The organism is Companilactobacillus mindensis DSM 14500 (assembly GCF_001434275.1).
In the GTDB taxonomy this organism is placed as follows: Bacteria; Bacillota; Bacilli; order Lactobacillales; family Lactobacillaceae; genus Companilactobacillus; species Companilactobacillus mindensis.
This window is the reverse complement of sequence record NZ_AZEZ01000013.1, coordinates 1-22,671: the sequence shown is the minus strand read 5'-3', so window position 1 is coordinate 22,671 and position 22,671 is coordinate 1. Positions and strand designations below refer to the sequence as shown.

25 protein-coding genes are annotated in these 22,671 nt (G+C 37.8%); 4 read left to right on the top strand and 21 right to left on the bottom strand.

The genetic code is table 11. The features are described 5' to 3' along the window. Nucleotides 1-2 precede the first annotated feature (2 nt). From FD29_RS02025 to FD29_RS01980, 10 genes are all read right to left on the bottom strand, one after another. A complete protein-coding gene (locus FD29_RS02025; RefSeq protein WP_057887317.1) occupies nt 3-671 on the bottom strand; it encodes a septum site-determining protein MinC in 669 nt (222 codons plus the stop codon). Beyond that, nucleotides 668-1,210 carry a rod shape-determining protein MreD gene (mreD, locus tag FD29_RS02020; RefSeq protein WP_057887316.1) on the bottom strand — a complete coding sequence of 181 codons (543 nt, stop codon included), beginning with the start codon at nt 1,208-1,210 and terminating at the stop codon, nt 668-670. Before mreD ends, FD29_RS02025 begins: the two co-directional genes overlap by 4 nt. After that, nucleotides 1,210-2,073, bottom strand: a complete 864-nt coding sequence (gene mreC, locus FD29_RS02015; RefSeq protein ID WP_057887315.1) for a rod shape-determining protein MreC — start codon at nt 2,071-2,073, stop codon at nt 1,210-1,212. Before mreC ends, mreD begins: the two co-directional genes overlap by 1 nt. A gap of 46 nt (nt 2,074-2,119) precedes the next feature. Then, nucleotides 2,120-3,121: a rod shape-determining protein gene (locus FD29_RS02010; RefSeq protein WP_057887314.1), complete on the bottom strand. Its 1,002-nt coding sequence runs from the start codon at nt 3,119-3,121 to the stop codon at nt 2,120-2,122. Nucleotides 3,122-3,215: 94 nt separating this feature from the next. Then, nucleotides 3,216-3,854: a RadC family protein gene (gene radC, locus FD29_RS02005; RefSeq protein ID WP_057887313.1), complete on the bottom strand. Its 639-nt coding sequence runs from the start codon at nt 3,852-3,854 to the stop codon at nt 3,216-3,218. An 8-nt stretch (nt 3,855-3,862) separates the two neighbouring features. After that, the gene (locus tag FD29_RS02000; protein ID WP_057887312.1) at nt 3,863-5,128 is read right to left on the bottom strand and encodes a bifunctional folylpolyglutamate synthase/dihydrofolate synthase; all 1,266 of its coding nucleotides are present in this window, start codon (nt 5,126-5,128) and stop codon (nt 3,863-3,865) included. 75 nt (nt 5,129-5,203) lie between these two features. After that, complete coding sequence (locus FD29_RS01995) at nt 5,204-7,852, bottom strand: valine--tRNA ligase (RefSeq protein ID WP_057887311.1); 2,649 nt, start codon at nt 7,850-7,852, stop codon at nt 5,204-5,206. Between the two features lie 414 nt (nt 7,853-8,266). After that, nucleotides 8,267-9,484 (bottom strand): tRNA uracil 4-sulfurtransferase ThiI, encoded by a 1,218-nt coding sequence (thiI, locus tag FD29_RS01990; protein WP_057887310.1) that lies wholly within the window; start codon nt 9,482-9,484, stop codon nt 8,267-8,269. 9 nt (nt 9,485-9,493) lie between these two features. Next, nucleotides 9,494-10,639: a cysteine desulfurase family protein gene (locus FD29_RS01985; RefSeq protein WP_057887385.1), complete on the bottom strand. Its 1,146-nt coding sequence runs from the start codon at nt 10,637-10,639 to the stop codon at nt 9,494-9,496. 97 nt (nt 10,640-10,736) lie between these two features. Further along, nucleotides 10,737-12,425 carry a septation ring formation regulator EzrA gene (locus FD29_RS01980; RefSeq protein ID WP_083477733.1) on the bottom strand — a complete coding sequence of 563 codons (1,689 nt, stop codon included), beginning with the start codon at nt 12,423-12,425 and terminating at the stop codon, nt 10,737-10,739. 323 nt (nt 12,426-12,748) lie between these two features. On the opposite strand from FD29_RS01980, the gene rpsD reads away from it, so the two are divergent. Continuing rightward, nucleotides 12,749-13,360 (top strand): 30S ribosomal protein S4, encoded by a 612-nt coding sequence (gene rpsD / locus FD29_RS01975; RefSeq protein ID WP_057887309.1) that lies wholly within the window; start codon nt 12,749-12,751, stop codon nt 13,358-13,360. A 102-nt stretch (nt 13,361-13,462) separates the two neighbouring features. On the opposite strand, the gene FD29_RS11345 is transcribed toward rpsD, so the two are convergent. Together FD29_RS11345 and FD29_RS01970 are read right to left on the bottom strand one after the other, a co-directional pair. Then, nucleotides 13,463-13,633 (bottom strand): hypothetical protein, encoded by a 171-nt coding sequence (locus tag FD29_RS11345; RefSeq protein ID WP_157049375.1) that lies wholly within the window; start codon nt 13,631-13,633, stop codon nt 13,463-13,465. Nucleotides 13,634-13,748: 115 nt separating this feature from the next. After that, nucleotides 13,749-14,348, bottom strand: a complete 600-nt coding sequence (locus tag FD29_RS01970; RefSeq protein WP_057887308.1) for a DUF1054 family protein — start codon at nt 14,346-14,348, stop codon at nt 13,749-13,751. 51 nt (nt 14,349-14,399) lie between these two features. Here FD29_RS01970 and FD29_RS01965 point away from each other — a divergent pair, with 51 nt between their 5' ends. From FD29_RS01965 to FD29_RS01955, 3 genes are all read left to right on the top strand, one after another. Continuing rightward, nucleotides 14,400-15,704 carry a replication-associated recombination protein A gene (locus tag FD29_RS01965; protein WP_057887307.1) on the top strand — a complete coding sequence of 435 codons (1,305 nt, stop codon included), beginning with the start codon at nt 14,400-14,402 and terminating at the stop codon, nt 15,702-15,704. Then, complete coding sequence (locus FD29_RS01960; protein ID WP_057887306.1) at nt 15,694-15,972, top strand: hypothetical protein; 279 nt, start codon at nt 15,694-15,696, stop codon at nt 15,970-15,972. The genes FD29_RS01965 and FD29_RS01960 overlap by 11 nt, the downstream gene beginning before the upstream one ends. An 87-nt stretch (nt 15,973-16,059) precedes the next feature. Then, nucleotides 16,060-16,533 (top strand): universal stress protein, encoded by a 474-nt coding sequence (locus tag FD29_RS01955; RefSeq protein WP_057887305.1) that lies wholly within the window; start codon nt 16,060-16,062, stop codon nt 16,531-16,533. Nucleotides 16,534-16,650: 117 nt separating this feature from the next. Here FD29_RS01955 and FD29_RS01950 read toward each other — a convergent pair whose 3' ends face one another. The 9 genes from FD29_RS01950 to FD29_RS01910 form a co-directional block, all read right to left on the bottom strand. After that, nucleotides 16,651-17,508, bottom strand: coding sequence for a helix-turn-helix domain-containing protein (locus FD29_RS01950; RefSeq protein ID WP_057887304.1), 858 nt, complete (start codon nt 17,506-17,508; stop codon nt 16,651-16,653). A 103-nt stretch (nt 17,509-17,611) separates the two neighbouring features. Next, a complete protein-coding gene (locus FD29_RS01945; protein WP_057887303.1) occupies nt 17,612-17,908 on the bottom strand; it encodes a glycine cleavage system H family protein in 297 nt (98 codons plus the stop codon). 10 nt (nt 17,909-17,918) lie between these two features. Further along, entirely contained in the window at nt 17,919-19,127 is a 1,209-nt protein-coding gene (locus FD29_RS01940) for an FtsW/RodA/SpoVE family cell cycle protein (protein ID WP_057887302.1), read from the bottom strand. An 11-nt stretch (nt 19,128-19,138) separates the two neighbouring features. After that, nucleotides 19,139-19,360 (bottom strand): DUF2969 family protein, encoded by a 222-nt coding sequence (locus tag FD29_RS01935; RefSeq protein WP_057887301.1) that lies wholly within the window; start codon nt 19,358-19,360, stop codon nt 19,139-19,141. A gap of 10 nt (nt 19,361-19,370) precedes the next feature. Next, a complete protein-coding gene (yidD, locus tag FD29_RS01930; RefSeq protein ID WP_057887300.1) occupies nt 19,371-19,664 on the bottom strand; it encodes a membrane protein insertion efficiency factor YidD in 294 nt (97 codons plus the stop codon). Between the two features lies 1 nt (nt 19,665). Beyond that, nucleotides 19,666-19,848, bottom strand: a complete 183-nt coding sequence (locus FD29_RS01925; RefSeq protein ID WP_057887299.1) for a DNA-directed RNA polymerase subunit beta — start codon at nt 19,846-19,848, stop codon at nt 19,666-19,668. Nucleotides 19,849-19,856: 8 nt separating this feature from the next. Further along, on the bottom strand, nt 19,857-20,846 hold the full coding sequence (gene mreB, locus FD29_RS01920) for a rod shape-determining protein (protein WP_057887298.1): 990 nt from the start codon (nt 20,844-20,846) through the stop codon (nt 19,857-19,859). 105 nt (nt 20,847-20,951) lie between these two features. Next, a complete protein-coding gene (murA, locus tag FD29_RS01915) occupies nt 20,952-22,274 on the bottom strand; it encodes a UDP-N-acetylglucosamine 1-carboxyvinyltransferase (RefSeq protein WP_057887297.1) in 1,323 nt (440 codons plus the stop codon). A gap of 25 nt (nt 22,275-22,299) precedes the next feature. Beyond that, nucleotides 22,300-22,533, bottom strand: a complete 234-nt coding sequence (locus FD29_RS01910) for a DUF1146 family protein (protein ID WP_057887296.1) — start codon at nt 22,531-22,533, stop codon at nt 22,300-22,302. Nucleotides 22,534-22,671 lie beyond the last annotated feature (138 nt).

The window sequence follows — 22,671 nt, the reverse complement described above, 5'->3', positions numbered from 1 at the left end:
AGTTAACCGGTCCTTTTCTTTAGATCATTTAATCTATCTTTATAATTTGTCAGATTTTCCAAACTGATCGAATGCATGTCATCAATGAAAGCAAATTTGCCATTCTGAAAATCTTTGCGATTATCGTCAGTCACGATTTCGATCACATCAGCAATTCGCAATTGATCAACATTTTGTAAATTACCCAAAATAGCCGCATTGGTATTATTAGGATAACCTGCTTGAACCACTCCATTGACTTCCCCAAGAATATAAATCGAACCTGTGGCACAGATCTGTGCATCTCGATGAAGTGTACCTAGAAAAATCAAATCGCCTTCATAAGTCAATTTTTGACCGCTACGAACGATGCCTGATTCAACAGTTGTTTGAATCTTCTTCATCGCTTTGTTGACTTCATCTTTAGATTCAACGTCAGTCTCAATCCCCTTGAGCTCTAACTGTGGATACTTCTCGAATAATTCTCTAATATCGTCTTTTTGTTGATCGTTCAACAGACGATTACCTGTTTTGACCGTAAAATTAATGACATCATCATCTTCATTAGTTGACTTGACGTTTTGTTGCATGATCATTTCTTTTAGTTCTTTAAACGCATCAACATAATTGGCGTTAACGCCGATTATGACGGAAAAACCATTCTTATCACCTTTTAAAATGATGTCACTCATTTATTATCCCTCCGATACTTCACCAACCACTCGGATAAGTTAGCAATTGGAATATAAAGGATAAAGAGCACTACGATATTCCAGAGCAAAGTTGGTCCCAATGTGTATGTGATAAAGTCAAAAACACTCGCACTTGTCTGTTGCAACAATCTTTCTAACAAGTAGATCCCTGATTGTAAGAATGTCAAAGACAAGAAATAAATAGATAATTCATAACCCATATTATTTTTAACTAGCAAAAATTTAAAATGGTCGATTCCCACCATCAACAGTGGCAAAAGCACCGTATAAAGTCCAATGATTCCATAGTAATAAGAGTCATAAAGCACTCCAAAAACTATTCCATAGAAAATCAATTGTCTTCTATTATCGATTCGCATAGTCAGCATGACGATCATCATTAACATCAACTGTGGCAAAATGACGACCGTACCACGATTCATATTATTCAAAAAGGCCCATTTCATTAAACCGTCAAGGTAAAATGCCAACAAAATGAATAATATTTGGCCAACTATCTTACGCGCTTTAATATTCATTAGCGTTCACCGCTAACCGATGACTTGATTACTGTTACAACAGTAAAGTTACGCAGTTCAGCTGCCGGCGTGATATAAACTGAGTTAGTCATACCGTAGTTGTCCTTTTTGATTCCATAAACTTTACCAATGTATAATCCGCGAGGTGTCAAACCACCCAAACCGGATGTGATAACGCTTTGGCCTTTTTTAATATCCTTAGTTGAGTTGACGTTTTCCATAACTAGATCACCCGAGGCACTGTCATAACGACTGACAACTCCAGTGATATTCTTGTTGTTGCTTCCGGCAATTTCCGCCGCAAACTTATCGTTCAATTCGTTGTCAGTCGAGATCAATTCAACTTTTGAACTGACTTTGTCAACTTCAACTATTCGACCGATCAAACCGTTACCAGACATAACTGGCATGTTTTTCTTGATGCCGCTAGTTTGTCCACGGTTGATCGTCAAATAGCTTTGCCAGCTACTTGGTGAGCGAGACAAGACAGAAGCATTGACAGTGGAATAATCAGTCAACGTACTATTCAATTTCAATTCTTGCTTTAATTTTTTATTTTCATCTTGAACTACTTCTAGCTTAGCCTGATTTTGTGCCAATTCACCAATCTTAGACTTCAAACGTTTGTTTTCAGAATATGTATCGTACAAATCAGAAAATTCTGAGATAGCATTTTTAACAGCATTAGTTGGATATGCGAATACTCCTCCAACAACGCTTACGACATCATTACCAACTTGTTGGACTACTGGTGGCGTATTTTTTTTATCACGGATATTAACCGTTACCGCCAATAGGCCCAAAGTAACAATAATGAGTACCATCAAAATAATTAATTTTTTATTTGAAAAAAATTTTTGCATTGCTTCCTCCTAGTAGATCAAATAAAAAAAAGCGGGATTAACCCGCTTATTTTTGGCGACGCATTACATCGATATTTTTAAGTGATTCTCCAGTACCGATAGCCACACAATCTAGTGGGTCTTGAGCAATGAACACAGGAACTCCAGTTGCTTCTGATATTACTTCTGGCAAGTGATGTAACAAAGCACCACCACCAGTAAGAACGATACCATGATCGATAACATCGGCAGCAATTTCAGGAGAAGTTTCCTCAAGAGTTTCTTTAATTGTTTCAATGATCTCTTCAACGTTTTCGTGGATAGCAGTTGCAATATCTACCCCAGTCAATTGAATTGTCTTTGGTAGACCAGTTACAAGGTCACGGCCACGAATTTGCATTGATTCGATTTCTTTTGCTTTTTCAATTGATGCAGAACCAATTTGGATTTTAACATCTTCAGCAGTTCTTTCACCAATTTGAAGGTTAAAGTTTGACTTAATGTATGCAGAAATTGAATCGTCAAACTTATCGCCGGCTACACGGATCGAACGTGATGAAACGATACCACCCAATGAAATAGTAGCTACATCAGTAGTACCACCACCAATATCAACGACCATGTTACCAGTTGGATCCATAACAGGAAGACCAGCACCAATAGCAGCTGCAAAAGGTTCTTCGATAACGTAAGCTTCACGAGCTCCCGCGTGTTGAGTTGCTTCAATAACAGCTCTCTTTTCAACTTCAGTAACGCCACTTGGTACACAGACCATTACTGATGGCTTTGAATTGTTAGCTGTCTTTTCGATGAAATATTTCATCATAGCAGCTGTTGTGTCGTAGTCAGCAATAACACCGTCACGCATTGGACGAATTGCAGAAATACTACCTGGTGTACGACCGATCATTTCACGTGCATCTGAACCGACTGCAACAATTTCTCCAGTGTTATTATTCTTTGCAACAACTGAAGGTTCATTTAAAACTATACCTTTACCTTCAGCATAAACTAGAGTATTTGCAGTTCCCAAGTCTATACCGAGTTTCTTTGATCCAATACCAAACAATTTATTTTCTCTCCTTTAAAGTACACACCACATTTTACGCTACCCAAAATTATATCATAGAAAACGCCGAATGAAAGTACGACGAAATCATATCCTAAATTAAATTTAAAGACTTTAAACTAGAATAGGTTTTTTTTGTAATAATCAGATGATCGATTAAGTTTATTCCTATTAAATGGCAACACTTTTTCAAACGCAGACTGAATTCTTGATCATCATTTGAGAACATCAATGAACCATTAGGATGATTGTGTGCGACCACAACTTGCGTCGCTGACATCTTAACTGCCTCTCTTAGAATATCTCGTGGATGAACTGTCGCCTGATCGACCGTACCAATGAAGATAACTTGTTCATCAATTACATGGTAGCTATTGTTCAAATAAACGGCTACCAGCTTTTCCTGTGGGGCACCACCAATTTTATTTATTAAATGCCGACCGATATCATCTACAGAAACAATTGTCTCAGACAAAGTATCAGATTGAACCTTTCTCGTACCTAATTCAACAGCAGCCAGGATTTTACAAGCCTGTGCCACTCCAATACCATTAAACGACATTAATTGTTCCAAACTCAAATTTAAACTATTCGATTGACAAATAATTTTTTTAGCTATTTCAGAAACTTTAGACTCTCTAGTTCCGTTTCCGATGATTACGGCTAATAACTCTTCATCTTTTAAGGTGCTGACACCATACGCTAAAATTTTTTCTCTTAATTTTATCATCATATCTCAAATTACGAGAAATAATGCTCCAAATCTGAAACTAGATAAAATGACCCAGTGATCAAAAGAATTTGTCCTTCAGTCAACTGACTGATAATTTTCTGTAACTCCGCATGATAATTTTCAATGAAAGAAACATTGTCATACAAAGCTAAATTGTAATCATCAGCCTTAGCCGAACGTGCCATATCAAGTGTTGTGATATAAACATGTTTAGTTTTTGGCGCTAATTCTTCTAAAATCTCATGACGATCCTTATCTTTCATTCCAGCATACAAAACAATTATATCCTTATTTTCATAGTTTTTTGTTAAAGAATTAATTAAATTGTAAATTGCTGAAATATTATGTGCTCCGTCCATCAAGATCAGCGGTTTTTGTTGGACGATCTGAGCTCGACCAGGCAACTGTTTTGTATCCAAACTTGCCTTGATCGAATCAGTGGAGATTTCTAAATTATGAGTTTTTTGATAGCAAATGAATGTCTTGATTGCGATTGAAGCATTCATTGCGGTAGTTTCCTCAAAACCTTGGCAATGAATCCCCTCAATGTCTACTTTATCATCATAGTATGTAAACGATAAACTAAAATCATTATTTTTATAATTTTTTATACCAAAATTTTTGCCAAACTCAAAAATTGGACTATTTTGTTGCTCAGCAGCTTGCTGTACGATTCCTCGAACTGACTCGTGCAACTTACCAGTGATAATTGGTTTAGTTGGTTTAATGATTCCTGACTTTTCTTTGGCGATATCTTGGATCGTTGGGCCAATCAATTTTTCATGGTCCAAATCGATCGAGGTAATGATCGATTCTTCTGGAGTGATCACGTTAGTCTTATCGTGTTTAGCGCCAATGCCAGCTTCAATAACCGCCACATCGACTCGCCCACGAAAGTAGAAGAATCCTAAGACCGTGACAAATTCAAATTCTGCCAATTCGATCGTACCAATTTTGTCTTTGATAAAATTGACCGCTTCCACTAGATCCTTGTTAGAAATATATTGATGATTGATTTGAATCCGTTCATTAAATTCCTTGATAAAAGGAGACGTAAACATCCCTACTCTTTTACCAGTTCCTTCTAACAAGTTAGCCAAAAAGTTAGTCGTCGTACCTTTACCATTAGTTCCAGTAATATGGATCGTTTCGTAACTGTTTTGTGGATCGTCCAAAATATGCAGAGCCTCTTTGATCCTATCCAAATTATTAGTTCTATGAAATTTAGGCAATGAATGAATATAGTTCACTGCATCTTGATAATTTTCTAACAATTTTATCGCTCCATTTTTTATTAAAGAAAAGGAGGTTGGACGAATGCCAACCCCCTGTCATTATATACACAAATATTATTTGTTGTCTTTTAATTGTTGAATTCTTTGTTGGACTTTAGCTTGACGTGACTTGTAGTCAGCTAATTTTTCTTTTTGCTCATTAACGACCTTTTCAGGTGCTTTAGCAACGAAACCTTGATTTGACAATTTCTTGTCTATCCGCATGATTTCTTTATCCAATTTTTTAACTTCTTCATTTTGACGAGCAATTTCTTCATCAAGATCGATCAATTCTGCCAATGGAACGTAAAGTTCTGCACTCGTTGTAACAGCTGTCATAGCCAAAGCTGGTGCTTTGATATCAGTGGCAACTTGCAAGTCCTTTGGATGCATGAAGCGGTCGATGTATTCCTTGTTGTTCAAAATAATATCTTTGATCTTGTCATCTTGTGGCTTGATCATGATATCAACGGCATTTGACATTGGAGCGTTTGCTTCGACACGGATCTTTCTGGATGATTTGATCAAGTCGATCAAGACGTCCATTTGGTCCACAGCATCAGCGTCGTCCAAGTCAGCATGATACTCAGGATACTTAGCATGCATGATTGTCTTGCCATTGTGTGGCATTGTTAGCCAAATCTTTTCAGTAACGAAAGGCATGATTGGGTGCAATAAGCGTAGAGTTTGGTCAAGCACATAAGTCAAGATCATCTTCTTTTGCTTCTTGGCAGCTTCATCGTCACCAGTAAGAGTTGCCTTACTCATTTCGATATACCAGTCACAGAAATCGTTCCAGATAAAGTTGTAGATCGTACGTTCAACTTCACCAAATTCAAACTTGTCCATCTTTTCATTGATATCTTTAACAGCATCGTTCAATTTAGCCAAGATCCATTTATCTGACAGATCATATGATGTTACTTGTGACAAATCGTCCATTGCTGGAGTATCGTCGTCAAGGTTCATGATAACATAACGTGAAGCATTCCAGATCTTGTTGATGAAGTTCCATGAAGCATCCATCTTGTCATAACTGAAACGTGTGTCTTGGCCAGGAGTTGTTCCGTTCATTGTGAACCAACGAAGTGCATCGGCACCATACTTCTTGATCACGTCCATCGGATCGATACCATTACCAAGTGACTTACTCATCTTGCGACCTTGTGAGTCTCGCATCAAACCATGAATAACTGTGTTTTCAAATGGTTTTTTACCAGTGAATTTCAAACTTTGGAAAATCATTCTTGAAACCCAGAATGGAATGATGTCATAACCAGTAACTAAAGTATCTGTTGGGAAGTAACGCTTGTAGTCTTCTGAATCTTCATCAGGCCAACCCATAGTTGAAAATGGCCATAAAGCACTTGAGAACCATGTATCAAGCACATCTTTATCTTGTTCCCAGTTTTCAATATCCTTAGGAGCTTCTTCACCAACGTAAGTTTCACCAGTTTGTTTGTTGTACCAAGCTGGAATTTGGTGTCCCCACCAAAGTTGACGTGAAATAACCCAATCGTGAATGTTTTCCATCCATTGTGTAAAGGTATTTTCGAAACGATCTGGTACAAAGTTGACCTTGTTGTCACTCTTTTGATTCTTTAGAACCATTTCAGCTAATGGTTTCATCTTAACGAACCATTGAGTTGAAAGTCTTGGTTCAACTTGAACGCCGGAACGTTCTGAGTGGCCAACACTGTGAACATAAGGTTCGATCTTAATCATATCGCCGTCATCTTGCAAGTCCTTAACAATGGCTTTACGAGCTTCAAAACGATCCATACCGTTATACTTGCCGGCATTCTCATTCATAGTACCGTCAGCATTCATTGTGTTGATACGTTTAAGATCATGTCTGTTACCAACCGCAAAATCGTTAGGGTCATGGGCTGGTGTGATCTTAACCATACCAGTACCAAAGTCCTTATCAACATAGTGGTCAGCAATAATTGGAATCTTACGATCAACTAATGGCACGATAATTTCTTTACCAACGATGTCTTTGTAACGTTCGTCATCAGGAGCAACCGCTACGGCCACATCACCGAACATTGTTTCTGGACGTGTTGTGGCAATTTCAATGAAACCAGAACCATCAGCATATGGGTACTTAACATGATAGAAAGCACCTTGGTCATCCTTGTGGATAACTTCGATATCTGACAAAGCAGTTTGTAGTTGTGGATCCCAGTTGATAATGTATTCGCCACGGTAGATCAAACCTTCGTTATACATTTGAACGAAGACTTTACGAACGGCCTTTGACAGACCTTCATCAAGAGTGAATCTTTCACGTGAGTAATCAAGCGATAAACCTAATTTACCCCATTGTGACTTGATGATCTTGGCAAATTCATCTTTCCAGTTCCAAACTTCTTGAACAAACTTTTCACGGCCAAGGTCATATCTAGTAATGCCTTGTTCACGTAATTTTGCTTCAACTTTAGCTTGAGTAGCAATTCCGGCATGATCCATACCAGGTAGATACAAAGTATCGAAACCTTGCATACGTTTGTAACGGATCAAAGTATCTTGAATAGTAGTATCCCAAGCGTGACCCATGTGCAACTTACCAGTAACATTTGGTGGTGGGATAACGATTGAATAAGGTTTTGCTTTCTTGTCGCCAGAAGGTTTGAAATCATCATCGTCTAACCAAGTTTGGTAACGACCTTCTTCGACTTCTTGTGGATTGTATTTCGTATCCATGTCGATTTCTCTCATTGTTTGTTCTCCTTTTTTATGATGCTTGTTTGATGGTTGAATTTTAAATGATGGGACCCGTTGTGGTGGTAATAGCTTTAGTTCAAAAACCTAAACCATGGAATACGGTCGCTGAAGCGACCCCATAACAATTTCTAAGCGGTAAAACCGCTAAGAAATTGTAAAAAAAGAGCCCTCATCCCAAATAGGACGAAGACTCTCGCGGTACCACCTAAATTAAGAGTTATTGCTAACTCTTCACTCAACAGATAACGGTGGCCCGATCATTTAAAATGATAGCTCACAGGTAACAGTTAAAAAGTTCGACTGGGCAATTCTCAACAACATGCCTTCTCTGAAATCTTGCTAAATAACACTCCTGATCAAAGCTGATAAATTGATAATAAATCATAAATCCATATACGTCAATTAATTTTATAGCAAACTATTAATGTTTTCTTGATCATTTTCCATGAACTTGTCACCATGTTCAATCGTTGTGATCTTAATACCATTCATCGCACGTTCTAACAAACCATCGATATCAAGCGAACTTTCGAACTTACGTGTCTTTTCGATATTGGGACGTGTCTTAGGTGCTGGTGGAGCAAAGACTGTACAGCAATCTTCAAATGGTTGAATAGACAAATTGAATGTGTCGATTTTTTCAGCCAAACGAATGATTTCCGTCTTATCCATTGTAGCAACAGGACGTAAAATCGGCGTTGTTGTTACATCATTGATAGCTGCCATGCTCTCGAGCGTTTGTGAAGCAACTTGACCAACAGCCTCACCGTTAAAGATAGCCAAACCGTGTTCTTTTTCACGAATCATATCAGTCAATCTCAACATGAAACGACGTTGGATCGTCATCAAGTAGCCTTCAGGAACACCGGCTTTGATAGTCTCTTGAATTTCAGCAAATGGCACTTCGATAAATTTGATATTGCCACCAAAGGCAGTCAATTTTGAAGTCAATTCCTTAGCTTTGTTCAAGGCTTGTTCAGAAGTGTATGGAGGACTGAAGAAGTGGACCATTTCAATATCTACTCCACGCTTCATAGCCAAATAACCAGCAACTGGTGAATCGATACCACCAGAAAGCATCAACATAGCTTTTCCAGCTGTACCAACAGGAAGTCCACCGGCACCTTTGACAGTCAGATATGATAAATAAATGCCATCTTGTCTAACTTCAACAGAGATCTTGATATCTGGTTTCTTCATTTCAACATCGATACCGGGAAAAGCATCACAGATAGCATCCCCTAATTGCAAGTTGACTTGGTTAGTATCTAGTGGATAGTTGTGATCTGATCTTTTAGTACCCACTTTGAAACTCATGCCTGACTTGTAAGCTTCGTGCATCATTTCAACGGCCTTTTTCTTAACATCTTCAAAGTCACGTGAAACTTTAACACTCAATGAGAAGGTTTGAATACCAAAGACATTCTTGAGTTTTTCCATAACCGGCTTAGCATCGACGCCGTTTAACTTGATGTGCAAGCGATCACGATGTGGTTGCATTCTTAAATCTGGGTAATCTTTCAAAACCTTAGCAACATTACCGTGCAAACGGTCGATGAAGCTCTTGCGGTTCTTACCCTTTGTTGATAGTTCGCCGTAACGAACCATAATTTCAGTATATTCCATTTAAATCTCCTAATTCAAAATTTGGAAGTGATCGTGAATCTCATCCAAGTTCTTAATAAATTCATCCATTTCTTTTTCGGTGTTACTTTCATCTAAGCTGACCCGAACAGCACTAGTTGCAACTTTTTCTTGAATATTCATAGCCTTCAATGTACCGGATTCTAGTCCTTTTTTAGAAGAACAAGCACTGGTAGTTGAAATGTAAATATCACGTTCCTCAAAAGTATGCACGACAGTTTCGCCACGAACGCCATCGATCGTAAAACAAATAATGTGTGGAGCAAAATCGTCACCGATCTTAGAGAAGATATGTACATTGTCCAAAGTTTCCAAGTGGCGAACTAATTTTTCTTTTAATTGTTCCATCTTGTCTGCTTTGTCTGCCTCATTCTCTTTTAAGAGACGAATTGCTTTAGCCATACCAGCAATTGCAGGGGTATTTTCAGTTCCACTGCGAAGGCCAGATTCTTGGCCACCACCAGCCATCAATGGTTCAAGCTGCTTGCCTTCCTTCATATAAATAAAGCCGATTCCACGTGGTGCATGGAACTTGTGACCTGAGAAAGTATAGAAGTCGACACGAGGATCAATGAACTTAGATTGCAAGTTCTTACCAATAGCTTGAACGGCATCAACGTGATAACTGATGTTAGGATAATCCTTCAATACCTTAGCAATCTCATGGATTGGTTGGATAGCACCGATTTCATTGTTGACTGCCATAGTTGAAACTAGAATCGTATCGTCTCGAATAGCATTTTTCAAATCTTCGGCACTAATGTGGCCAGTTTTATCAACTGGTAAATAAGTCACTTCAAAACCAAGTTCTTCTAGTTGGTGCATCGTATTCATAATTGAAGGATGCTCGATCGAAGTAGTAATGATGTGCTTTCCGAATTCACGTTTCTTAAAAGCAGTCCCTTTGATGATCCAGTTGTTACCCTCAGTACCACCGCTGGTAAAGACAACTTCATCTTGTTTGAATCCCATTAAATTTGCAATTTGTTTACGAGATGTTTCCAATAACTCGTAAGCTTTCAATCCCAACTTATGCAAACTAGATGGATTACCGAAGTAATCTTGACTAGCAGCATTGTAAGTTTTTAGAACTGAATCATTAACTTTAGTTGTTGCACTATTATCAAAATATATCATTTTTGCCTCACCCAAAATAAAAAGGCCTCGAAAGGCCCAAATTTTTATCTATTATAATTTAACACACTTTGAACGTACTTTTGAAATATTATGAATTTTATGAATTGATTGTTTCTTTGATTCGGTCGACTGAACCGGCTTCAACTTCTTCCAAAGCCTTAGAGATCACGTTGACTGACTCATCATAATCATACTCATCATCGAACAATGAACGTGATTTATCCAATTGTTCTTTGAAGGCTTCATCTTTGCCTGCGTAGCGGTTAGCATATTGCAATAACTTCTCAGCTAAGGCAACATTGTATTTCAATTTGCTAGTTTTCTCAACTAAATTGTCCAAATCTTCTTGAGTAACGATAACTTGTTTGCTGATATCTTCCATATTAATTCTATCGGCGTCTAATTCATCGTATAACTTGTTGATCTCGTCATAAACCATGTAGAAATAATCCAAATAGTCATCAGGTAAACCATTCAAACGAAGCTGTTCCATCATTTTCTTTTGAATCTCCAAACGCTTAGCATATTCTTCAACGCTGTTACGAGCAATTTGTTCACTCGAAAGCATTTGGTTCAAATCATCGTTGATATTCTTCTCGCTGCTCTCGATCTCATCGAGTTGTCTGACAATTTCCTTAAAATCATTCTTAACTTGCGAGAAGATAACCTTTTTATCGGCAATGCTTTGAATATCGGCATCGTATTCACGGCGAATATCCTTGAGCGTTTGAATGTTAGTTTGGAAAGTACTTGTAGTTTTATCAGTTAAAATATAACTCTCTTCGAGTTTTTGAATCCGTTTATCCAGGCGGTTGTGTTGGAAAGTTGCATGGTTGATATAGTCAAGAACTGGCTTTTGATCTTTCAAAACATCCCGTTTGCCATCGATCTCCAAAGTCAAAGTTTCGTATAAATCATCGATCCGTTGTTTGATATCTTCATTATTAGTGTTGACGGCATCAAAGTTCATTTCACCTAGCTTTTTGCTTGACTCTTCGATCTTCTTTTGAACGTCAGCAATCAACTGTTCAATATCGTCGGTAAATTGAAATTGTTGTTTATCTAATTTTTGATAGACAAACTTGATCTCATCAATTTGACCTGGAAATACTTCATTCAAATCGTGATATAAAGGTTCAATGATCTTCAACTGGTCGGTGATCAGACCAAGTTTCAATCGGACATCGTCCAAGCATTGACTAGCCTCAATGTGATCACCTTTGTTTGTCAACTGCTTTTCCTTATCTAATAAGTTAGCAATTTCGGACAATTCATCTTCCAATTTATCGGTCGCCGGACCATAACTGAATGATTGCGTCAAAACTTGTTTACGTAAAGTTTGATATCGATGTTGCAACTCTTCGCTGTGAGTCGCATTCAGTTCGTTACTGGCCAACAGCTCCTCAAAGCCTTGCGAAACTTCCGTGATTTGTTTTTCAAAATCATTTAATTCTGTATTTACCTTTTTCAATTCATTGGCTGAACTGAACACTTTAAATTCAGTATTCTTATACTCAGCACTTCTGATCTCCGTCAAAATATCCGAAAAAATATCGTCAGTCTGTTTGTGATAGGCCACCTTTAATTGGTTAAAACGGTCATCACTGGCACCAGATAGTTTCATCTTTTCTAGTTTTTCAATTTTGTCGTCTAGTTGAGCCTTTTTTAACTCGTCTGTTCGATCCTTGTATTTGTTGAGAGTTCCCGCATTTCTTTTTTGCAAGAACCACATGTACCATAAGAAGAACAGAATGATTAAGATTATTCCAATAATAATTACAAACACATTTACACCCCTAATGACGATTCAGTCTTATCTTACAAAAATTATAACAAATATTAGTCCCATTATTATCGCTGTCTACTTTTCATAATAAAGTTTTAACTATTGGCTTTAAAAAATAGTTTTGACATTGGCTACTTATCACGGTATACTAGCTTTCGTGTAAAATATGCAGCAAAGAGCGGCAAGAACGTCAACATTTATCGACGAGTTAGTTCATCTAGTAACCTGTGGCTGCACAAGGCGAAGACTGTAACGATAACTGCACGAATGCTAAGCTCCAGTTAATTATTTTACTCCAACAAACATTTTGGAGGAATTTATTTATGTCAAGATATACAGGCCCACGTTGGAAATTATCACGTCGTCTAGGAATTTCACTTTCAGGTACAGGTAAAGAAATCGCCCGTAGAAACTACGCCCCAGGCCAACACGGTCCTAATGGTGGTCGTCGTAAGGTTTCAGAATACGGTCAACAATTAGCTGAAAAGCAAAAGTTACGTTTCATGTATGATGTTAACGAACGTCAATTCCGTAACTTGTTCAACCGTGCCGGTAAGATGGAAGGTCTTCACGGTTTCAACTTGATGGTTCTTCTTGAAACAAGATTGGATAACATGGTTTACCGTTTGGGTCTTGCAAGTTCACGTCCACAAGCTCGTCAACTTGTAAACCACGGTCACATCACTGTTGATGGCAAACGTGTTGATATCCCTTCATACGAAGTTAAAGTTGGTCAAAAGATCAGCCTTCGTGACAAGTCAAAAGACTTAGCTATCGTTAAAGATAACCTAGAAAACGTTGTTGGTCGTCCTGGTTTCGTTACTTTCGATGACAACACATTGACTGGTTCACTAGTACGTAACCCAGAACGTGACGAACTAGAACCAAATATTGATGAATCACTAGTTGTTGAATACTACAACCAAATCCTTTAATATTTTGTCAAAAATACATTCACTCTTTGGTGGATGTATTTTTTTTGCACCAAAAATACCTCTGATCCAAATGCTGAATCAGAGGTATTTTACATTCTCTAGTTACTTAATATTCAATTTTCCAAAGACATTAAAGAGAAGCAACATTCCAACAATGCTAGAAATCAATCCGCTCCACCACATGAAGCTGAATGTTTCGACAAAGAACATTTGGAAGAAAGCCAACATAATTAAAACACCGAGCCAAAATTCAATTGATTTGTACCATTTCATCTTGATCATCCCTTTTAATTAATCCCTATATTATTTAACTTCATTATAATTTAGATAATATTTAAAACAATAGAAAATTGCATAATATTATAAAGTCATTTTGTATAATGAGAATTTATTCAACGACTGCTTGATTGAACAATACTAAGTACTTACTCAACTGCATAAATTTATCCTCGATGAATTGGTCATAATCTCCTGTTAAGACTTTACTATCAGTTTTAGGAAGTTCAAAGCCTACCACCAGATCACTTGATTTGACCTTTTCATAATGATCGATGACTGCTTCAAATTCTGAAGCTGGTTTGAGAATACTGGTAGTGTGATCGTTGGAGACGCCCCAGCCTTCAGTTATGATTTGTTTTTGATATTGTTTTAATACCGGATAATAACTAGTTCGATTTCTGATGTCAGCCAACAAACTGAAAGTTATAAAATAGCAATCCGGCCAAAGGCCAAACTCCAAATGAGGCGTCTTCTTGTAACCTTTTTTATCTTGATTGATTGCCAACCATGTATCTGGCGGTGGATTTTTCGTCCGACGTTGGTGCTTGGCAATTTTTAAAAAGAACTTCTGACGATATTCAAGTTCTAATCGCGACAAGAGTTTTTCACCTAAAACTTCAAATTTAGGGTCCAAAGTAGTTTTGATCAATTCTAGTCGACCAGACAAAGTATCGTCATTGAAAACTTTAAAATCATTTTTATCAAACATGTCCTCAATCCTTTGTTGTAAAATATACATATCAATTATATAGGAGGTTCTATGCAAAAACCATTAGCATATCGAATGCGTCCAACAAATATTGATGAAGTTGTTGGTCAGCAGCACTTAGTTGGTCCACACAAAATCATTCGTCGAATGGTCGAAGCCAAAATGTTATCATCAATGATCCTTTATGGTCCTCCGGGGATCGGTAAGACAAGTATTGCCAGTGCCATTGCCGGAAGTACTAAGTATGCCTTTCGGATGCTCAATGCCGCCACTGATAGCAAAAAGGATCTACAGATCGTTGCTGAAGAAGCCAAAATGAGTGGCACTGTCGTCTTGATGCTCGATGAGATCCATCGTTTGGATAAAACTAAACAAGATTTTCTCCTACCACTGTTAGAAAGTGGTTCGATTATTTTGATCGGTGCAACGACTGAGAATCCATATATCAATATAAGCCCCGCTATTCGCTCAAGAGTCCAAATTTTTGAATTAAAGCCTCTGGATAGCGATGACCTTAAAAAAGCCGTTCAGCGTGCTTTGAAAGACGATAAGAATGTTTTGGGTAAATATCATGTTCAATTAGACGAAGATGCCTTGAATTTATTAGTTAGTTCTACCAATGGCGATCTGCGCAGCATTTTAAATGGTCTGGAATTGTCAGTCTTATCAACCGAACCTAATAAAGATGGCCAAGTCCACATTGATTTGCAGTCGATCGAAGAATCTGTCCAGAAAAAAGCTATCTCTTCTGATAAAGATGGCGACAGTCACTACGATGTCATGTCGGCCTTCCAAAAATCGATCCGTGGCAGCGATCCTAACGCCGCTTTACTCTACTTGGCACGACTACTTGAAGCTGGCGATTTGACTTCAGCTATTAGAAGGTTGATCGTCTGCGCTTATGAGGACGTCGGTTTAGCTAATCCACAAGCTTGTGCTCGAGCCGTTCAAGCAGCTCAAGTAGCTCAGATGGTTGGTTTGCCAGAAGCTAGGATTCCTTTGGCAGATGCTGTGATCGATCTCTGCCTGTGTCCTAAATCAAATTCTGGTGTCGTGGCTATCGACTCTGCTCTGCAAGATGTCAGAAACGGCAAAGCTAACTCAATTCCTGACGATCTCAAAGATGCTCATTATTCAGGAGCCAAAAAACTAGGTCACGGAGTCAGTTATAAATACCCACACAATTACCCTAACGCTTGGGTCGATCAGCAATATTTACCTAATAATTTAATCAATCAAAAATATTACCAACCAAATGATACTGGTAAATATGAACAAGCCTTAAATTTACGTATGCAACAGATTCACGAATGGAAAATGAATTCAAAACGGAGTCAGAATAATTATGATAATTAAAGTTCTAATGATATTCTTCATTTTTTTTTTACTAGCTTTAGCTTATATTCTTTGGTCACACAGCAATAAAAAATTTTTGATCTACTCCCCTGACGAAAATATGACTCTCAAAAATGTCATGCGTTTCACAGCAGCATTATTAGTCTTAGTTTCGATCTTAGGAATCGTTATCGCTTTCATCGGCAGTAGAGAAGCAAACTTCATCACATTGCTCTTAGGAAGTCTAATTGCCGCTAGTTTTTCAATTTATTTGGCAAATATCCGCTAAATCTTCATTGTTAACTGTATTTATTGGGCCAAATCAACTAAAATAAAGTTATAAAAGCAGTAATACTATATTAACGGGGTGATACTTATGTTACAACAATATAAAAACATTCTCGTACCAATCGATGGTTCATTTGAAGCTGAATTAGCATTTAAGAAAGCTGTTGAAGTAGCTAAAAGAAACAAAGCTGCTATTCACTTGATCCACGTTATTGATACTAGAGCCTTCCAAAACGTTTCTAGTTTCGATTCAACAATGGTTGAACAAATTACTGAAAAAGCCAAGGAAACAGTTAAGAGCTATGTCAAAACAGCTAAGGATGCTGGTCTCGAAGATATCGACTACAGTATCGAATACGGTGCTCCTAAAGCTATCATTGCTACTGAGTTCCCTAAAAAGTTAGGCGTTGATCTTATCATGATCGGTGCCACTGGTCTCAATGCTATGGAAAGACTCTTGATCGGTTCAGTTACTGAATATGTAACTAGAACAGCTGCTTGTGACGTTCTAGTTGTTAGAACTGACTTGGACAACAAAACTATCAAGAATAAGAAGAAATAATTAATCACTTAAAAAGCTGATCTCATTCATGAGGTCAGCTTTTTTTGCATAAAAAAGAGGATCAACTCATCACTGAGTCGACCCTCTTTTAACGGAATTTAATAAATTATTTTTTAATTAAAAGATATTCAAATGCATATCTTTCACTTTAGATTTTAATTTTTCAAATACTGGTTTATTCTCACTGATGCTTGAAATTACGTACGCTTTGATGTAGTCCTCGTCAGTCTTTTGACCTTCACGAGTACCAGCGTCTGCCAAGTAGCAGTACATCTCGTCCAGTTTGAACAACGTTTGTTCGCGTCTAGCGATAAAGATACCTTCGTTGGCGTAATCCATAGCTTTTTCGTTGTCATCCAACTTCAATGACAAATCAGCCATGTTATCGTAAATCAAGATGCTATCGTGATAATTTTCGTCGCCGATTTTATCCAAACTAGATTTGATCAAGTCTTTGGCTTGGTTGTAATAAACTCTAGCTTCATCGACTGACTTCTTGTTGATATAAGCTTTCGCTGTGAAGACATCGATCAAGATATCATACATATCAACGTTAGCAATGTTGACGTTCATTGCCCGGTTAAAGTCGAAAATGGCTTTGTCATAATTCTTACTTGTGACATATTCGATCAAACCATTGAAGAAGTGGATCAATTTGATTTCTTGTTTATTATTGACATTGATGTTTTTAAGCTTACCCAGTTTATCACTAATACCATCAAAATCATCTTGATAGAATGATTTCTTTATGTCGCTAATAATTGAATAAATTTGACTATCGTCATTGACGATTACGAGGTTCATTGTGATACCCAGTCTCTCACAAATGCGAACCAAGATTTCCATACTTGGAATTTTGTCTTTCTTTTCGATCAGGCTGACAGTTGCCTGTGTACAAATACCATCAGCTAACTCAGATTGCGAAATGCCTCTGAGTTTTCTGTAATGGCGAATTTTTTCACCTAAGATTTTCATTCTAAACTATCCCCATTCATTTATTAATTACAAGGACAATTTAAACAGTTATTAAAAAATATTGCAAGAAATAAGCAACAATAAAAAGATAAATTTTAAAAATTTAATTATTTACTTCAAAGAACCATGCGTCTTTTTCGGTACTATTTAATAATTCAGGATTATCATTTAATTTATCGTTCACCTTAACGATTTTCCCGCTAACAGGCGATTCTAGCTCAACCACGGCCTTTTGAGCCTCGATCTCACCACTGGAATCACCTTTTTTTATCTCAGAATTTAGATCAGGTAATTCAACATATTTGACATCACCTAAAGCTGCTTGAGCCTCTTTTGTGAGCCCTATACGTGTTGTCTCTTTACCCTTGTCGACCCAAAAATAATTCTCTTTTTCACTCATAGATCATTGCCTACCTTTGCGTAAAAGTACCACTACCATTTTCAAACATATAACTCTTGTGATGGAATCTCATCGACATTACTAAACCGATTCCGATCATGTTACCTAATAAGGCTGAACCACCTTGCGAAATAAACGGTAACGGAATACCTGTCAAAGGCAATAAACCAACGCTCATACCGATATTTTCAAACACGTGGAACAAGATCATCATGATAACACCTGTTGATACATAGGCATAAAATTCGTTCTTAGTATCAAAAGTTACTTGAATCATTTGGTAGATCAATAAGAAATACAACAAGATCAAAACACAGGAACCGATAAATCCGAAGTTTTCACCGATAACTGAGAAAATCATATCTGATTCACGAACTGGCACATAAACGTTTGATACGTTAAAGCCTTTACCAAACAATTTACCTGAACCAATGGCCTTCATATTCTGCCAGATCTGATACCCGTTCTCAGTCGTATCCGCTGAAGGATTCAACCAACTGTCGATTCGGGCAAACTGGTAGGATCTGAAACCAAAGTGACCAAGAACTTGACGTCCCCAGTCAGTTGTAGCAAACAACAACGCGGTCCCACCGACGACTGCTACGATCAAAAACGCCGGCAACAGTATTCGCCAACTGATCCCAGAAACTAGGATCATGCCTCCTAAGATGGCAACGAAAACCAAGATGGTACCAAAGTCATTTTGAAGCTTCAATAGTACTAAAACTGGTAACGTCCACAAGAAAAGCTTTCCTAATAAGGCAAAGTCGCCTTTAATCGTGTGCGTACGGTGCAAACTATTGTGATTCGTAATTACTTTTCCCAGCATCAATATAAATGCCGGTTTCATTACTTCAGATGGCTGGAACGTGAAAGAACCAACGGCAAACCAACTCTTAGCACCAGTCGTGGCAGCGTAAGCTCTACTGTAAAAGATCAGGACTAAGAATAACAACGCTAATCCGCCATAATAAGCATAGTTAGCCACTTGCCACAACTGCTCCGCATCAAACTGCATGATCACAGCAATGATGACCGCGCCGATAGCATACCATGCCACCTGTGAAACTACATTTTTTAACGGATTCTGTGAATCTTGAATGGTCGCAACATAAATCGACAAGAGACCAATTATCGCAAGCATCATCACGGAAAAGATGATTCCGTAATCGATCCGCGAATCCACATCATTTCGTTTTCTATTTTCTCTTATATCCATATCTTCACCTACTAATGATTATGTAGATTATATTGCATTAGCAACTCATTGATTGCATCATCCAATTTGATTGACTTAAATGGTGTTTGGTTACTTTCAACGTATGAAAGATAACGTTCACCATCTTTTTTGATTGTTCCGATATACTTCTTGCGATCCCAAAGTTCGTATGTTTCAGGATCACTGCTGATATCTTTCAAATTAATTTCGATTGATTTTTTTCTATTAGCCATTAAATCTTCCCTATTCTTTGTTATGAAATTTTTTTGCTATAATTTCATCTTCATATTTTTCTGGATGAGGATTTCTAAAAATGGTGAAATTATCTGGCACTGGATCAACTCCACCACGAACAAAGGGATTGCAACGTAAAATTCGTGCCAAACCCATAATTGTGCCTAAAATTCCACCGTGTTTTTTTACCGCGTCGATAAAATAAGTTGAACACGTTGGGTAATACCGACAGCTTGGTGGCAATACTGGAGAAATGAATTTTTGATAGAATCTAACGATTCCAATTAAAATTTTCTTGAGCATATTATTTTAGAAAATCAAACATATGGATCCATGTCCCCGGCCATAAAACTGCTAGCGGATTGGAGCCACCTAAGCCTGAGCCGATCAGCATACCTAACAGCAAGAAAATCAACATTAACAATAGTATCCAACCTATTTTTTTGAAAATATCTCGACGATATTCTTTACCAAAGTCTCTTTTCATTTTTCATCCTAGTATTTTTTATGTTTTTCAATGTTGTCCAACAAGACACCCGTACCTAAAGCAACTGAATCCAAAGGACTGTCGGTTAAGAGTACTGGAACTTGTAGTTTTTCAGACAATAATTTGTCAAGATTCTTCAACAATGCTCCACCACCTGTAAGCATGATACCGCGATCAATGATATCACCGGATAGTTCTGGAGGTGTTTGCTCCAAAACGTTCCTAGCGGCGCTAATAATTTGTTCTACGCCATCTGCTAGAGCCTCTTGGATCTCAACTTCATTAGTTGTGATTTCTTTTGGCAAACCAGAGACGATATCGATACCTGAAGCTGAGAATGTCTTTGATTCATCAGCATCCATTACACAACCGATCTCCATTTTGATCTGTTCGGCAGTTCTTTCACCAATGATCAAACTGTGGTGTTGCTTGATATAAGCTTGAATAGCCCCAGTCATTTTGTCACCGGCAAAACGAAGTGAACTACTTGTAACAATATCACCCATTGAAATAACGGCGATGTCAGATGTACCACCACCAATATCAATAACCATATTCCCTTGTGGTTTAAAGATATCGAGTCCAGCACCTACTGCAGCTACTTTTGGTTCTAGTTGAAGATAAACTTTACCGCCACCGGCTTGTTCAGCAGCTTCGATAATAGACTTTTGTTCAACTGGGGTAACGTTAGTTGGTGCACAGATCATGATCGTTGGTTTAGAGAAACGACTTCCCACATTCAACTTTTCAATGAAATATTGCAACATTTTTTCTGTAATATCGAAGTCAGCAATAACTCCATCCTTTAGTGGACGGATAGCTTTAATATTTGCTGGTGTTCTACCAACCATTAAATAAGCATCTTTACCGACAGCGACTACATCATTATTATTCGTATTAATTGCTACGACAGAAGGTTCATTTAGAACGATTCCCTCGCCTTTTACATCAATAAGTACATTGGCTGTACCCAAATCAATTCCTAGATATTTCGACATACTATATCCTCCAAGACTTAAACACAAGAAGTATATCATAATCAGCCTAATCATTAAATTCCCAATAAAAAAAAGAAAGTGGAAATTCCACTTTCTTCAGTTAAATTAAGCCAATTTGGTAATACTTGGTACTGTGCTTAGTACTAAACTTTCTCTACCGTTTTCATCGATTGAAACACGTCTGATCTTAGCACCTAAATTTCTTAACTTTTCTGTGAAATGATAATATCCACGATCCAAATATTGAAGGTTGGAAACGCGTGTTTCGCCTTCAGCAACTAATCCTGCCAAAACGAGTGCTGCAGCAGCACGTAAATCCGTAGCAGCAACATTAGCACCACTTAGTTGAGCAGGACCGAACATGATAACTGAATTACCTTCGATCTTGTAATCAGCCTTCATCTTACCGAATTCGGGGAAGTGCATGAAACGGTTTTCAAAGACAGTTTCCGTCATAACGGTTGTTCCGACACTCAATAGTTGAGCTAAAGTCATTTGTGCTTGCATATCAGTTGGGAAACCAGGGTGTGGCAAAGTCTTCACGTCAACTGGTTTCAATTGATTAGTCCCAATCACACGAATACCTTCGTCAGTTTCGTCAATTGAAACGCCCATTTCGATCAATTTAGAGATCAAAGGACGATTGTGAGCAGCGATGGCATCTTTGATGAAGATATCACCGTTAGTTACTGCCGCAGCGACCATGAAAGTACCAGCCTCAATACGATCTTGCATAATAGAATGTTCACAGCCATGTAAACTCTTAACACCATTGATCTTAACAGTGTTAGTACCGGCACCCATAACATCGGCACCCATCTTGCTCAATACGTTGGCAAGATCAACGATTTCTGGTTCTCTGGCGGCGTTGTCGATGATTGTTTCGCCATCGGCTAAAGTTGCGGCCATCATAATATTTTGAGTAGCCCCCACACTTGGGAAGTCCAAGTAAATGTTAGCTCCGTGTAGGCCCTCAGTAGTAGCATCGATATAGCCACCGTTTTGAGTAAACTTAGCGCCCATAGCTTCTAGACCCTTGAGATGAAGATCGATTGGTCTGGAACCAATAGCACAGCCACCAGGCATTGCTACGTGTGCTTCCTTGTTTCTAGCCAAAAGTGGTCCCAATACTACGATTGAAGCACGCATCTTGTCGACTAGATTTTCTGGAGCAGTTGTTGTTGTACCGGCACTTGTATCAACAGTTAAAATTTCATCAATTTCGTCATAAGAAACATCGGCATTCAAAGCTTTCAGAACTTTGGACATCGTGATTACATCCGACAACGGAGGGATATTCGTTAAAAATGTCTTACCTTTTGATGCTAAAATAGTCGCTGCTAAAATCGGTAAAGCAGCATTCTTTGCACCTTCAATTCTGACAGTTCCTTTTAATTGCGTAGGTCCATTTACGATTATTTGTTGCACAATATTCTCCTCCAAAAACCTGGAATCATTTAAAAAGCAAGGCTATATTTTGAGTCAAACTAAAAATGCTCATAAAAAAAGAGCTTACTGTATAACCAAGAGCGATTGCAATAAACGCTACAAGTAATTGTAACATTTTAGGATTGGTTTTGTTATATATCTTTTTCCAATCGATTGCTTGTAATGCATTAAAACTGATCCATATAAATATAACATGACTTATAAGCGTAATTATGGCATTTATACCCAAATTTGTCATTTTATAAACCTCACTTTCCCAAAAAATAACTATTTCTTAATAATTAGTCCACTTGGCATAAAAATACCTTACCCCTTTTGGACACAAAAAACTATCTGAGGGGTCGCTCCGCTCTCCCTCGTAACCATGTAGTGAAAT